Origin of the sequence: Janthinobacterium sp. PLB04 (assembly GCF_021165895.1) — a bacterium.
GTDB lineage: Bacteria > Pseudomonadota > Gammaproteobacteria > Burkholderiales > Burkholderiaceae_D > Janthinobacterium > Janthinobacterium lividum.
Genome location: NZ_CP088968.1, coordinates 950,476 through 963,650, shown reverse-complemented (window position 1 = coordinate 963,650; position 13,175 = coordinate 950,476). Strand labels below are relative to the sequence as shown.

The window sequence follows — 13,175 nt, the reverse complement described above, 5'->3', positions numbered from 1 at the left end:
TTATTTTTTATCTAGCTCCGCGAAACTTTGTTTTGTTTTATCTATGAAAGCTTGAGCAATCTCAACGTTACATTGGAACAACAATGCTGCGCACTGCAGACGTGCGCGCCAGCGTGCCGGCCCGACTTCAGATAAGCTCGAAAACTGCGCCTGCCGCACCATCATCTTCCCGTCACATCGCGGTACACCTGTTCCATCCTGGAACACTTGTCTCTCCCCGCCACGCGCCCGGCCACAGCCCCAGCACCGATGGCATGAAGCTTGCACAACAAAGAGATCGACCGTGCTCAGGGAGCAGCATCATGGAACACTACCAACTGGCCGGCAGCGGCCGCTCAGGCACGCTGCCGGCCCGGCGCATCATCGCGTGCGGCACGCTGGCGCTGGCTTTTTTCCTGCTGGCCGCCAGGCTGGACCTGGCCGAACGGCTGACGCGCGCGCTCTGGCGCCAGGAACACTGGCAACTCGATGAACTGGTCCTGAGCCTGTTGCTGCTGGTGCTGGCGCTGGCCGGCTTTGCCGTGCGGCGCGGACGCCAGGTGGCGCTGCTGCTGGCGCAAAACCGCGCCCTCACGCAGCGCCTGCTGCGCGCGCAGGAAGAGGAGCGCTGCGCGCTGGCGCGCGAGCTGCACGATGAAGTGGGACAAGACTGCACGGCCATCCGCGCCGCCGCCAGCTACATCCTGCGCGCGCGCGATGGCGACCAGGCCAACGTGCAGGCCTGCGCCGCCAGCATCGCCCGCTCCTCGGAAGCGCTGCATGCGATGGTGCGCACCATGCTGCGCCGGCTGCGCCCGCCCGTGCTCGACAGCCTGGGATTGGCGCCGGCCCTGCAGGCGCTGTGCGACAGCTGGGCCCAGCAGCACGGCATCGCCTGCCATTTCACGGCGCACGCCATCCCCGCCGGCCTCGACGACAGCACCGCCACCGCCATCTACCGCCTGGTGCAGGAAGGCTTGACGAACGTGGCGCGCCACGCGGGCGCCGACCAGGCCACGGTGGAATTGCGCGCCGATGCGCGCGGCGTGCTGCACCTGGCCATCGAAGACAATGGCCGGGGCTTGCGCCAGGACATGCGGCAGGAATCCGGTTACGGCATGCTGGGCATGCGCGAGCGCGTGGCCGGCTTGCGCGGCCATATCCGCTGGATCAGCGCGCTGGGCAAGGGCTTGCGCATCGAAGTGGCCCTGGCGGCACGGTGCGCGGCATGAGCGCCATGCACTGCAGCATACGGCCGATCCGCGTGATGCTGGTGGACGACCACCCGGTGGTGCGCACGGGCTACCGCCGCCTGCTGGAACAGGGCGGCGACATCGCCGTCGTGGCCGAGGCGGGCAATGGAGAGACGGCGTATGCCTTGCACCAGGAGCAGGCGCCCGACGTCTGCGTGACGGACTTGTCCATGCCCGGCATCGGCGGCCTGGAACTGCTGCGCAAGCTGCTCGCCCGCGATGCCGCCGCCCGCGTGCTGGTGTTTACCATGCACGACACGCCGCAGCTGATCGCGCGCGCGCTCGATGGCGGCGCCTGCGGCTTCGTCAGCAAGCAGGCCTACCCGGAACATCTGGTCGACGCCGTGCGCGCCGCCCACGCGGGCCGGCGCTACCTGGACCCGCACAGCACACCGGGCGTGCTGCAAGGCACGGCCCGCATGGAAGCGCAGCGCTTGAGCAGCCTCAGCCAGCGCGAATTCGAAATTTTCCGCCTGCTGGCCGAAGGCCGCAGCGCCGCCGACTGCGCCCGCCTGCTGCACGTGAGCAGCAAGACGGTGGCCAACCACCAGACCTGCATCAAGGAAAAGCTCGACGTGCCCGGCCCCGCCGCCCTTGTCCACCTTGCCCTGCGCAATGGTGTCATTGAGCATATCCACCCTTAAAACGCGTAGCGCACACCCACGTTCACGCTGCGTGGCGCGCCGGCCGCATAAAACGTGGCATTGACCATCGGATACTCACCGCTCACGGCGGGCAATGGCCGGGCGGCAAAATTGCCGCTGGCATCGAAACCCGTCGCGCCCAGCTGGGCCGCTGTCGCATATTTCCGATCGAACAGATTATTCACCTGAGCGAACACGCTGAGCCGGGGCGTCAGCTGGTACTTGCCGTTCAGCTCGACCACGGCATAGCCGCCGCTCTTGCCCGCGCCCAGGTAAGATGGACCGCCCGCCTGGTGCTGGTTGTTTTCATTGCCGCGCGCATACGCGCTGGAGACGGCCGTCATGGCCAGGCCCACCGTCCAGTCGCGTCCGCCCTGATAATCCACGTGCGCCTTCAGGATATGCCTCGGTGTCAGGGGAATGCGGTTGCCCGGCGCGATGGCGATATTGCCTTCCAGGCCGGGCGCCTCCGCGTCGCTGCTGCTGTTGGCGCTGCCGTTGACGGTTTCCCGGCTTTGGTACGTCGCCTGCAGCCACGTGTAATTGATGCCGAAGTCCACCGCGCCCGCCTTGCCGTCGACCGCCAGTTCCACGCCCTGGTGGCGCGTCTTGCCGAAATTCTTGAAATAGCCGAAACCGGCCTGGTTGTCGGCGACGAACAGGATATCGTCATGGTTTTCCGCGCGGAACACGCCCGCACTCCAGCGGGCCACGTCGCGCCACTGGCCGCGCACGCCCGCCTCCCACGTCTTCGTCACCACCTGTTTCAATGGCGGGTCGCCGGCCATGGCGTTGGGCAGGCGGCATGGGTTTTCCGGGTCGGCGCAACCAAGTTCGATGGCCGTCGGCGTGCGGCTGCCTTCGTTGTAGCCGAAATACGCGCCGGTACCTCCGGCCGGTGCATAGGCGAGGCCGATGGCGGGATTGAAGCGGCTGAAACGATGGTCGCCATCGAGCGAGCCGCTGCCGCCACCGGGCGTGATGGCATCGCGGTTGCGCACCGTGCTGCGGTTGTAACGGCCCGAGATGGTCAGGGTCAGGTCTTGATTGAACGCCATGCTGTCGCTCGCATACACGCTCCACGTGCGCATGCGCCCGCTCAAGTCGACACGGTTGTCGACGGGCGTGCCATCGTCATCGATCTGCGTGCCATCGGCAAAGAAATCCACGGGCGTGATGCTGCGGTCGGGATTCAGATAGCCAAACTGGCTCGTCTGGCGGAAGGTGGCATGGCTCGTGTCGTAGGCGGCACCGGCCGTGACGGCATGGCGCGCTCCCGCCACGTCGGCCAGCGCGGTGACCTGGCCGGAAAACCCATAGTTTTCCTGCCGCGTATGGCTGCGATTGAGCATGCCATTGCACTTTTCGGCCGGCTCATCGTTCAGCAGCACGTTGGCGATGCAGCGCCATTTGGGGAATGGCGTGTTGCCGGCATTCGCCCCGCTGGCGGGAAAGCCCGTGTAGCCGGCCGCTGCCAGGGCCGCCCGCTCGGCCGCGCCGGGCTGGTAGACGGACTGGTCGAGCGACTCATCGTTCAGGTCGCCGTTAAACGTGTGCGTGTCGATCTTGCGGTAGTACACATTGCCGGACAAGAGCAAGGCAGCGCCGGCCTGGTGCTTGCCCGTCAGGTTCAGCAGGGTCGACCTGTTTTGCGTCAAATCCGGCTTGGTGTAGACGCTGCGGTAGTCGCGCGCCAGCAGGCGCTGTTCCTGCAAGCCGTTGCCCGTCAGCGCATTGTCCGCGTGGGCCACGGTGACGGCGATGTCCGTGCGCGCATCGCTCCAGCCCAGCTTGCCAAACGCCTGGCGCACGTCGGACGGCGAATCGTCGCGCCAGCCGTCTTCCTTGAAGCGGTTGCCCGTCACATACCAGTGCCAGCCTTGCGCATTGTTGCCGCCATGCTCGACCTCGACGCCGCGCCGTTTGTCGGAACCCAGGCGCGCCTCGATGGCGGTGCCGGGACTGCTCCTGCCATCCTTGGTTTGCAGCGCCAGCGCGCCGCCCAGGGTATTCAAGCCGAACAGGGGATTCGAGCCCGGCATCAGGGTCAGCGATGCGATGGCCATGCGCGGGATCAAGTCCCAGCTGACGACATCGCCAAACGGCTGGTTCAGGCGCATGCCGTCCAGATACACGGAGAGCCCCTGCGGCGTGCCCAGCAGAGGCGAAGCCGTGTAGCCGCGGTAGCTGATGTCGGGCTGGAACGGGTTGTTCTGCACCTCGTTGACAACCACGCTGCCCAGGTTGCGGCGCAGGAAAGCGGAGATATCGAGCGCGCCGCTGCGGGCGATCTGCTGCGCGCTGGCCGTCTGCACGGGCGCGGCCAACGCATCGCGCGGCTGCTCCACGGTGGGCAGCGGCATGCTGCCCGTGATGATGACGGTGGGCAAGTCACCCGAGGTGGCCAGGCTCGCGGCCAGGCTGGCGTCAGCGGCAAGGTCGGCGGCCTGCGCCTGGCACAGCGCCATGGCAGCGGCGGCCAATAAAGTCAGTTTCATGCGTATCCCCAGTTTTATCGTGGTTTTTATTGCGTCCAGTATCGGACAGCCACAGGGGATGGACTAGGGAAAAACTCCCGCCGTGCGGGGGAACTAGCGTTGCAAGGGCAGGTAGCTCTGTTTAAGCTGGCGCAGCACGAAACTCGATTTGCTGTGGCGGATGCCGGGAATTTTATACAGGCGCTCGCGCAGCAGGCGTTCGTAGTCGCGCGTGTCGCTGACCGCGATGCGCAGATAGTAATCGTAGTCGCCCGAGACGAGAAACGCTTCCAGCACTTCCGGGATCATGGCCAGCGCGTGGCCGAATTCGAACAGGGCCTGGTCGGAATGGTCGTCCAGCGTGACTTGCACAATGACGGTGTCGGCCAGCCCCACCTTGGCCGCGTTGACGTTCACCGTATAGCCTTCGATGACGCCATCGTCTTCCATGCGCTTGATGCGGGCCCAGCATGGCGACGAGGTCAGGCCCACCTTGGCGCTCAGCTCGTGCAAGCTGATGCGGGCATCCTGTTGCAGGGCCGTCAGGATGGCGAGGTCGAATTTATCCAGCTTCATTCTATCATCTCCCTATTTCACAGCAAATTTTGCTGAAGACTGCATTCTATACGAGAAAACCAGCAGCCTTTTCTGTCGGAGCAAGCAGAAAATAGACACATGAAACCCGATCCCGATCTCCTCCTCGCTCCCGCCACCGATACTGCGCCGCGCAACGGCGCCAGCGTCCTGATCGACACCCTGCTGGCCCTGGGCGTCGACACTGTCTTCGGCTACCCGGGCGGCGCCGTGCTGCCCCTGTACGATGCGCTGCACGCGCAGCCCCGCTTGCGCCACGTGCTGGTGCGCCACGAACAGGCAGCCGTGCATGCGGCCGAAGGTTATGCGCGCAGCACGGGCCGGCCCGGCGTCGTCTTCGTCACGTCCGGCCCCGGCATGAGCAACACCACCACGGGCCTGCTCGACGCCCTGTGCGATTCGGTTCCCCTCATCTGCATCAGCGGCCAGGTGGCCACCACCAGCATCGGCACAAACGCCTTCCAGGAATGCGACGCGCTGGGTATTTCGCGCCCCGTCACCAAGTGGAACCGGCAAATCCGCGCGGCCGACGAGACGGCTGGCGTGGTGCAGGAAGCGTACGCGCAGGCCACGCAGGGCCGGCCCGGTCCCGTGCTGATCGATTTTCCCAAGGATATGCAGTTGGCGCGGGTCGCGGCCGGCACGCCGCTGCCGTCCGTCGCAGCCGTCCCTGCCCCCCTGCCCGGCGCGGCTGATATCGAGCAAGCCGCCAGCCTGATCGCCGGTGCGCGCCAGCCCGTATTCTATGGCGGCGGCGGGCTTATCAATTCCGGCCTGGATGCCTGCGCCGCGTTCGGCCAGCTGGTGAAGCTGGCCGCCGCGCCATGCACCTTGACCCTGCTGGGCCTGGGCGCCTTTCCCGCATCGCACCCGGCCTTCCTCGGCATGCTGGGCATGCACGGCACCCTGGAAGCCAACCTGGCCATGCATCATGCGGATTTGATCGTCTGCGTCGGCGCCCGCTTCGACGACCGGGTCACGGGGCGGCTCGACGCCTTCTGCCCCGGCGCGAAAATCATCCACGTCGATATCGACCCGGCATCGATCGGCAAGGTGGTGCGCGCCGACGTGGCCCTGCGCGGCGATTGTGCGCCCGTGCTCGCTGCATTGCTGGCGCAGCTGCGCGGCCGGTTGCTGGCCGACCGCCAACCGTGGTGGCAACGCATCGAAGGCTGGCGCGCGCAAGACTCACTGGCGTTCGACGACACGCCGGAAGTGATCGCGCCGCAGGCGCTGATGCGCCGGCTGCAGGCGGCGCTGGACAGCATGGACGGCGTCGACGCCATCGTCGCCACCGACGTGGGCCAGCACCAGATGTGGGCGGCACAACACCTGCGCTTCGAGCAGCCGCGCCGCTGGCTCACCTCGGGCGGCGCCGGCACCATGGGTTATGGATTGCCAGCGGCCATCGGCGCGCAGATCGCCCATCCCGGCAAGCGCGTGGTGTGCGTCAGCGGCGATGCGTCGATTCTGATGAATATCCAGGAACTGGCCACGGCCGTGCAGCACCGCCTGCCCGTGAAAGTGGTGTTGTCCAACAATGGCTACATGGGCATGGTGCGCCAGTGGCAGGAACTGCACCACGGCGAGCGCTACAGCCACAGCTACACGGAAGCGCTGCCCGATTTCGTCGCCCTGGCACGCGCGTTCGGCTGGCAGGCACAGACGGTGAGCCGACGCGAGGAGCTCGACGCGGCGCTGGCGGCCTGCCTGGAATCCAGCGGCCCCTACTTCCTCGACGTGCGCGTGCATGGCGCGGAAAACTGCTTCCCCATGATGGCGCCCGGCGCGGGGCACCATGAAGTAACCCTATCCAAGGGCAAGGTGTACAGCGAGCGGTAGGTCGGATTACGCGAGACCAGGCCTCGCTAATCCGACCTACGCCCTCAATTCCAGATTCTGTAAATCCAGTAACTTTCATCGTCGCGCATGGCCCGCACCAGCTCGGTGGGACTCAAGCCCGTGATTTCGCGCGTCTCGCGGCAGAAATGGGCCTGGTCGGCGTAACCGCCGCTGGCGGCGACGTCGGACCAGGACGCCGTGCCTTGCAGGATGGCGCCGCGTTCGTCGAGAAACAGCTGTTCCGCGCGGCGCATGCGGCGCAAGGTGCGCATGGGCTGGCCGGCCCAGGCCTTGATGCGGCGCTCGACATTGCGCGCGCTGCTGGCCAGGCCCGTCGATGCCGCCTGCACGCCCAGGCGGCGCACCCAGTCCTGCACGGCGCCCGCCGGATGGTCGCCGCTCTTGCGCGCCAACTGCCAGCGCGGCGCGAGAAAATCCTCCACCAGCCGGACGCGGGCCTCGTCGTCCGGCGCCGCCAGCACGGCGTCCGACAGGGCCTGCCAGTCGGCATCGAACAGCGCGTCGAGCGGGCGAAACTGGTCCAGCAAGGCATCCATCGACACGCCCGTCAACGCATGCAGCGCGGCCGGATAAAACATGACGACAAACGAACGCACGGGACCGGGGTTGTAGCTGACCAGCGGATACGAGCGGGGTCCGCCGAACAGCGCGGGCGGCATGCGCACGTCCCGCAGCGACAGGCCCGGCGCGGCCGCTTCCACATCGCCCGCGACGGTCCAGATGATGCTGCACATGGGCGCAGCGGGAAAGCGGTTCAGGCGCTGCGCCGGCGGCAGGGGCGCGCAGCCCGTGGTGTCGCGCACGAGGAAGGCGCGCACGCAGGAAGCGAGCGCCGTGCGCGGCGCGATCAAACGGGTCAGGGGCGTAGGGGCGGCAGGCATGGCGACGATTGTACCGGCAATTTCTGGCCGCGCACGATGTCGTATTCGTTCAAGACGCGGGCGCGCAAGCGCGCTACAGTCATGCCATCGTTCCCACTGAAACAGGAGCTTGCCATGCCGCCACTCGACCACGCCGCCGCACCCGACATTGCCCGGCCGCTGCGCCAGATCCGCCGCTTGCCGGGGCCCTTCGCCCTGCCCATCGTCGGCAACAGCCTGCAACTCAAGCTCACGCGCATCCACCGCGACGTGGAAGCGTGGGTGCGGCGCTACGGCCCCTACATGCGCGCCTGGTTCGGCCGCACCCTGGTGCTGGTGGTGGCCGACAGCGAGGCCGTCGGCGCCGTGCTGCGCGACCGGCCCGACGGTTTTCGCCGCCCCCTGAGCAGCTCCATCGTGTCCGAGGAAATGGGCGGCATCCCCGGCCTGTTCCTGGCCGAGGGCACGGAGTGGCGCAACCAGCGCCGCATGGTCATGGCCGGCATGGCGCCTGGCGCCATCAAGGCCTATTTCCCCGCGCTGGTGACGGTGGCCCAGCGCTTGCAGCGGCGCTGGCATCTTGCCGCCACGCAAGGTCAGGCGATCGACCTGGACGGCGACCTGAAACGCTACACGGTCGACATCATCGCCGGCCTGGCCTTTGGCACGGAAGTCAACACGCTCGAATCGGGCGAGGACGTGATCCAGCGCCACATGGACGACATCCTGCCCGCCGTGGCGCGGCGCAGCCTGTCCATGTTCCCGTACTGGCGCTACGTCAAGCTGCCCGTCGACCGCCGGCTGGACCGCGACGTGGCGGCCCTTTCCGCCGCCGTGGCCGACCTGGTACAGCAGGCGCGCACGCGCATGGCGCACGACCCGGCGCGCCGAGAACACCCGCCCAACCTGCTCGAAGCCATGATCGCCGCCGCCGACCTGGAAGGCAGCGGCGTGACGGACCGCAACGTGGCCGGCAATGTGCTGACCATGCTGCTGGCCGGCGAAGACACGACGGCCAACACGATTTCCTGGATCATCTACATGCTGCAATGCCATCCGCACACCCTGGCGCGGGCGCGCGAGGAAGTGCGGCGCCTGGCGCCCGACGCGGCCCACTTCACGATCGAGCAGATGGATAGCCTCGACTACCTGGGCGCCTGCGCCAGCGAAGCCATGCGCTTGAAACCGGTGGCGCCCTTCCTGCCTGTCGAAGCGCTGCGCGACACGGTCATCGCCGACATCGCCGTGCCGGCCGGCACCCTCGTGTGGTGCGTGATGCGCCACGACACCGTATCCGATGCGCACTTTCCCGATGCCAGTGCCTTCCAGCCCGAACGCTGGCTGGCCGAAGGCGGCGAAGCGAACAACAAGCGCGCCTCGATGCCGTTCGGCGCCGGCTTGCGCACGTGCCCGGGCCGCTATCTGGCCTTGCTGGAAATCAAGATCGCCATGGCCATGCTGCTGGGCAGCTTCGACATCGCCGGCGTCGACACGCCCGATGGCGGCGAGGCGCGGGAACTGATGGGTTTTGTGATGTCGCCCATCGGCCTGACCATGTGCCTGGCGCAGCCGCAGTGATACCATGGGGGAAGTCCCATTCATTCGACCTCCCTCATGACTATCCGCCTGGAATCGCCGCAGCAAGCCGATGTGCAAACCTTGATCGCCGAGCTTGATGCCTATCAACAGACCCTGTACCCGGCCGAGTGCGTCTACTCGCTGGACCTGGCGTCCGTGCCGCCGGAGACCCTGCTGTTTGCCGTCGCCCGCGATGCGGCCGGTGCGGCGCGCGCCTGCGGCGCCATCGTCGTCACGCCCGCTTTCGGCGAGGTCAAGCGCATGTACGTGCACCCGGACAGCCGCGGCCTGGGCCTGGCCAAGCGCCTGCTGGCCTTGCTGGAAGAACAGGCGCTGGCGCGCGGCTGCCGCTTGCTGACCTTGGAGACGGGCATCCACCAGCCAGAAGCCATCGCCCTGTACGCGCGCCACGGCTACCAGCGGCGCGGACCGTACGGCGACTATCCCGACGATCCGTTCAGTGTCTTCATGGAAAAAACGCTGCAGGTGGCGGCATGAGCGCGCCCACCGACAGCTTGCTCGACATTCGCGCGCGCCTGCGCGCCTTTGCCGACGAACGCGACTGGGAGCAATTCCACACGCCGAAAAACCTGGCCATGGCCCTGTCCGTGGAAGTGGCGGAACTGGTGGAACACTACCAGTGGCTGCCCACGGGGGCGGACGCGGAACTGGACGAAGCGAAGCGCACGGGCATCCGCCACGAACTGGCCGACGTGCTGATGTATCTGGTGCGCCTGGCCGACAAGAGTGGCGTCGACCTGCATGGGGCCGTGCTGGAAAAGATGGAACTCAACGCACAAAAATACCCGGCGCAGCAGGTGCGTGGCGATGCGCGCAAATACAGCGAATACTGACACGCCCACGCGTGCGTGGCTGATGCGCAAAAAGGCGTAGCATTAAGCCATGCGTATTTATCTATTACTGCTGATCATAGGCTTGCTCCATGGACCTATTGCGCTGGCGCAAACCGCGCCCGTGCCGCAAGTCAAAGTGGGCGCCACGCGCGACCCCGTCGATAAATCCTACCGCAAGATGCTGCAGGGCGTGGACCGCTTCGAGCGCGACCATGCGCTGGCGCCGCAGGCCGTGCTGCGCTTTCGCTTGCTGCCGCGCCAGCCCGGCGTGGACATGACGGGCGTGCAACTGCGCATCGCCGGCGACACGGTCAGCATCCCCTTGCCCCTGGCCGAAGACAACAGCTTTGCCCCCGTGCGCCATGCGCAAGCGGCGCGCGAAGACGCCGTGCTGATCGCCAACCGCAAGGCCACCACCATGAGCTGGCGCGCGCAAGTGATCACGCCCGGCTTGCCGCCCGGCACGCGGCGCCTGGGCGACTTGCGCCTGGAATGCCGCGCCGGCATGGATTCCGGCCTGATCTCGAACGACCCGCAAATCATTGCCTGGCTGTCCAGCATGCTCTACAGCACGGACAAGGTGTGTTCCGAGCCGGACGGCAACTATCTGTTTTTCACGGACCGCCCCCTGTTCGGCGTCACCCTCGTGCATGGCGAGCGCCGCCTGGCCCTGCCATTCACCATGCTGTATGCGGGCGGCGAGCAAACGCCCGCCTCGCTGCCCTATTGCGATTGCCAGGTGCTGCTTGACCGCACGTATTACGCGCCCCTGTGGGATAGCAACTGGCCCGACGATACCCTGCTGGAATTTACTTACATGGACGAGGTGGCGCCATGAAATGGCTCAGTGTCTTCGCGCTGGCGCTGCTGGCCGCCTGCTCCGGCACGCGCGCCTTGCAGGCAAGCAAGAATGTGCCTTACGCAACGCTGGAGCAGACGGTACAGCCGGGCAGCAGCACGCGCGAACAGGTGCGCGCCGCGCTGGGCGACAGCACGTCCATCCGTTTCGACAGCGGCAATGAAGTGTGGATGTACACCTATCCGGCCGCCTCGGGCGCGCAGGGAGAATATGTGATTCTGTTTGGCGGGGATGGGTTGGTGCGGAAGGTGCGCAGCGGCGAGGTGTACCGGGTGAAGAAGTAAAAGTACCCAAAAAATAAACTGGGGTCGTACCCTGAGGACTCGGCGTCCCCGTACGACCCCGGTCTTTCGCCGTTGGGGTAATTAGCGTGCTTTCAGCAAGGCCCGCGTCGCCATGCCCGCGCCCGCGCCCACGCTGGCGCTGCGCCCCACGCCCGTGGCCTTGCGCTTGGGCGACGCCTTCAATTTGAAGATGCCAATCGACTGGGCCACGCTGTCGGTGCGCTGCGCCAGGTTGGTGGCGGCGGCCGCCGCCTGCTCCACCAGCGCCGCATTCTGCTGCGTGATGCCATCCATGTGGATGACGGCCTGGTTGACTTGTCCGATGCCCTGGTTCTGCTCGCGCGTGGTGGAGGAAATCTCGTCCATCACTTCCGTCACGCGGGCCACCGAGGCGATCACTTCCGTCATGGTGGCGCCCGCATTGCTGGTCAGCACGCTGCCAGCATTCACGGTGGCGATCGAATGGTCGATCAGGTTTTTCACCTCTTTTGCGGCCGTCGCCGAGCGCTGCGCCAGGCTGCGCACTTCACCGGCCACGACGGCGAAGCCGCGGCCATGCTCGCCCGCGCGCGCCGCTTCCACGGCTGCGTTCAAGGCGAGGATATTCGTCTGGAAGGCGATGCCGTCGATCAAGCCAATGATGTCGAGAATCTTGCGCGACGAAGTGCTGATCTCGTCCATCGTGGTGACCACTTCGCTGACGATGGTGCCGCCCTTGGCCGCGACGGTCGACGCCTGCGCCGCCAGGTCATTGGCCGTGGCCACGTGGTCGGCGCTGTTTTGCACCGTGGAGGTCAGCTCTTCCATGCTCGCTGCCGTCTGCTCGAGGCTGGACGCCTGCGATTCCGTGCGGCTGGACAGGTCCATATTGCCCGTGGCGATCTCCGCCGTGGTAATGCGGATATCCTCGAAGTTGGCGCGCACGTCGCCGATGATGCTGTGCAGGTTGATGTTGGTCTGGCGCAAGGCCGCCATCAATTGCCCCATGTCGTCGTCGCGCACCTTGTCGATGACGCCCGTCAAGTCGCCACCCGCCATCTTGCGCGCCACGGTGATGGCGTCGCCCAGCGGTGCAACGAGGGAATTGTGCAGATGGGCCCAGAAATACAGCATCAGCGCCACGGCCGCGGCGGCAGCACCGCTGAGCCAGCTGCGCGTGGCCGTGCTCGTGTCGCCGTCGATATTCCACACGGCGCAGCCGAGGATGGCCAGCACCACGCCAAACACGATGCAATGCAGGGCCAGGTCTTGCGACAGGCTCAGCTTGCGCCACTCGGCCAGCTTGGCGGCCCAGCCCTGGCGCACGACGCGGCCATTGCGGATCGCCAGGTTGGCACTATTGCCGTCCTTGAAACTTTTATACAGGGCTGCCGCTTCGTTGATCTGCTCGCGCGTGGGCTTGGTGCGCACGGACATATAACCGATCGGGCGGCCGTTTTCGATGACGGGCGTGATATTGGCGAAGACCCAGTAGAAATCGCCATTCTTGCAGCGGTTCTTGACCATGCCGGTCCATGGCATGCCCGTCTTGATGGTGTCCCACAGGTCGGCAAACGCTTCGGCCGGCATATCGGGATGACGCAAGATATTCTGTGGCGCACCCAGCAATTCCATTTCTGAAAAACCGCTGACTTCAATGAAATACTGATTGGCGTAATTGATGTTTCCCTGTAAATCCGTGGTGGAAACAATCGTCATGCCTTCATTTAATACGTATTCATTTTGCGTGATAGGTGTATTGACCCGCATCGTCGCTCCTCTATTTTTTTTCAACTAGCATAACAAAAACATAAAAACAATATACCACATCAAGCACCCATGATATATCGCCTCGGCGACAGTGACGCCAGTCAAATAATTTAATAAAAGCCAATTCATTTATGTTTTAGAATTTACTTTGATTCAACTTGATTGATTTTATTGAATGTAA

General features: G+C 65.6%; 12 protein-coding genes. 8 read left to right on the top strand and 4 right to left on the bottom strand.

All coding sequences use genetic code 11. The features are described 5' to 3' along the window. Positions 1-302 precede the first annotated feature (302 nt). Both LSO07_RS04155 and LSO07_RS04150 read left to right on the top strand, forming a co-directional pair. Positions 303-1,211: a histidine kinase gene (locus LSO07_RS04155; protein WP_191909576.1), complete on the top strand. Its 909-nt coding sequence runs from the start codon at positions 303-305 to the stop codon at positions 1,209-1,211. Beyond that, positions 1,208-1,876 (top strand): response regulator, encoded by a 669-nt coding sequence (locus tag LSO07_RS04150; RefSeq protein WP_225317174.1) that lies wholly within the window; start codon positions 1,208-1,210, stop codon positions 1,874-1,876. The genes LSO07_RS04155 and LSO07_RS04150 overlap by 4 nt, the downstream gene beginning before the upstream one ends. Here the strand turns inward: LSO07_RS04150 and LSO07_RS04145 are convergent. Together LSO07_RS04145 and LSO07_RS04140 are read right to left on the bottom strand one after the other, a co-directional pair. Continuing rightward, positions 1,873-4,374 carry a TonB-dependent receptor gene (locus LSO07_RS04145; RefSeq protein ID WP_151092435.1) on the bottom strand — a complete coding sequence of 834 codons (2,502 nt, stop codon included), beginning with the start codon at positions 4,372-4,374 and terminating at the stop codon, positions 1,873-1,875. The two genes, LSO07_RS04150 and LSO07_RS04145, sit on opposite strands and share 4 nt — an antisense overlap. Positions 4,375-4,467: 93 nt before the next feature. Further along, entirely contained in the window at positions 4,468-4,929 is a 462-nt protein-coding gene (locus LSO07_RS04140) for an Lrp/AsnC family transcriptional regulator (RefSeq protein WP_034784295.1), read from the bottom strand. Positions 4,930-5,028: 99 nt separating this feature from the next. On the opposite strand from LSO07_RS04140, the gene ilvB reads away from it, so the two are divergent. Beyond that, positions 5,029-6,789, top strand: a complete 1,761-nt coding sequence (gene ilvB / locus LSO07_RS04135) for a biosynthetic-type acetolactate synthase large subunit (RefSeq protein WP_151092433.1) — start codon at positions 5,029-5,031, stop codon at positions 6,787-6,789. 44 nt (positions 6,790-6,833) lie between these two features. Here ilvB and LSO07_RS04130 read toward each other — a convergent pair whose 3' ends face one another. Further along, positions 6,834-7,691: a helix-turn-helix domain-containing protein gene (locus LSO07_RS04130; protein ID WP_225317173.1), complete on the bottom strand. Its 858-nt coding sequence runs from the start codon at positions 7,689-7,691 to the stop codon at positions 6,834-6,836. A 114-nt stretch (positions 7,692-7,805) separates the two neighbouring features. On the opposite strand from LSO07_RS04130, the gene LSO07_RS04125 reads away from it, so the two are divergent. The 5 genes from LSO07_RS04125 to bamE are packed head-to-tail and all read left to right on the top strand — an operon-like array spanning position 7,806 to position 11,245. After that, on the top strand, positions 7,806-9,248 hold the full coding sequence (locus tag LSO07_RS04125) for a cytochrome P450 (protein WP_225317172.1): 1,443 nt from the start codon (positions 7,806-7,808) through the stop codon (positions 9,246-9,248). Between the two features lie 36 nt (positions 9,249-9,284). Then, positions 9,285-9,746 (top strand): GNAT family N-acetyltransferase, encoded by a 462-nt coding sequence (locus LSO07_RS04120; RefSeq protein ID WP_092608877.1) that lies wholly within the window; start codon positions 9,285-9,287, stop codon positions 9,744-9,746. Further along, positions 9,743-10,102, top strand: coding sequence for a nucleotide pyrophosphohydrolase (locus tag LSO07_RS04115; RefSeq protein ID WP_070259888.1), 360 nt, complete (start codon positions 9,743-9,745; stop codon positions 10,100-10,102). Before LSO07_RS04120 ends, LSO07_RS04115 begins: the two co-directional genes overlap by 4 nt. 49 nt (positions 10,103-10,151) lie before the next feature. Continuing rightward, positions 10,152-10,940 (top strand): hypothetical protein, encoded by a 789-nt coding sequence (locus LSO07_RS04110; protein WP_151092429.1) that lies wholly within the window; start codon positions 10,152-10,154, stop codon positions 10,938-10,940. Next, positions 10,937-11,245: an outer membrane protein assembly factor BamE domain-containing protein gene (gene bamE, locus LSO07_RS04105; protein WP_151092427.1), complete on the top strand. Its 309-nt coding sequence runs from the start codon at positions 10,937-10,939 to the stop codon at positions 11,243-11,245. The genes LSO07_RS04110 and bamE overlap by 4 nt, the downstream gene beginning before the upstream one ends. A gap of 81 nt (positions 11,246-11,326) precedes the next feature. Here the strand turns inward: bamE and LSO07_RS04100 are convergent, their stop codons facing one another. Beyond that, positions 11,327-12,994 carry a methyl-accepting chemotaxis protein gene (locus LSO07_RS04100; RefSeq protein WP_151092425.1) on the bottom strand — a complete coding sequence of 556 codons (1,668 nt, stop codon included), beginning with the start codon at positions 12,992-12,994 and terminating at the stop codon, positions 11,327-11,329. Positions 12,995-13,175: the final 181 nt, after the last annotated feature.

What these genes read in the sequence shown, in the direction of transcription:
- LSO07_RS04155 (WP_191909576.1), top strand. Translation starts at nt 303, where the DNA reads ATGGAACACTACCAACTGGCCGGCAGCGGCCGCTCAGGCACGCTGCCG.
- LSO07_RS04150 (WP_225317174.1), top strand. Translation starts at nt 1,208, where the DNA reads ATGAGCGCCATGCACTGCAGCATACGGCCGATCCGCGTGATGCTGGTG.
- LSO07_RS04145 (WP_151092435.1), bottom strand. Translation starts at nt 4,374, where the DNA reads ATGAAACTGACTTTATTGGCCGCCGCTGCCATGGCGCTGTGCCAGGCG.
- LSO07_RS04140 (WP_034784295.1), bottom strand. Translation starts at nt 4,929, where the DNA reads ATGAAGCTGGATAAATTCGACCTCGCCATCCTGACGGCCCTGCAACAG.
- ilvB (WP_151092433.1), top strand. Translation starts at nt 5,029, where the DNA reads ATGAAACCCGATCCCGATCTCCTCCTCGCTCCCGCCACCGATACTGCG.
- LSO07_RS04130 (WP_225317173.1), bottom strand. Translation starts at nt 7,691, where the DNA reads ATGCCTGCCGCCCCTACGCCCCTGACCCGTTTGATCGCGCCGCGCACG.
- LSO07_RS04125 (WP_225317172.1), top strand. Translation starts at nt 7,806, where the DNA reads ATGCCGCCACTCGACCACGCCGCCGCACCCGACATTGCCCGGCCGCTG.
- LSO07_RS04120 (WP_092608877.1), top strand. Translation starts at nt 9,285, where the DNA reads ATGACTATCCGCCTGGAATCGCCGCAGCAAGCCGATGTGCAAACCTTG.
- LSO07_RS04115 (WP_070259888.1), top strand. Translation starts at nt 9,743, where the DNA reads ATGAGCGCGCCCACCGACAGCTTGCTCGACATTCGCGCGCGCCTGCGC.
- LSO07_RS04110 (WP_151092429.1), top strand. Translation starts at nt 10,152, where the DNA reads ATGCGTATTTATCTATTACTGCTGATCATAGGCTTGCTCCATGGACCT.
- bamE (WP_151092427.1), top strand. Translation starts at nt 10,937, where the DNA reads ATGAAATGGCTCAGTGTCTTCGCGCTGGCGCTGCTGGCCGCCTGCTCC.
- LSO07_RS04100 (WP_151092425.1), bottom strand. Translation starts at nt 12,994, where the DNA reads ATGCGGGTCAATACACCTATCACGCAAAATGAATACGTATTAAATGAA.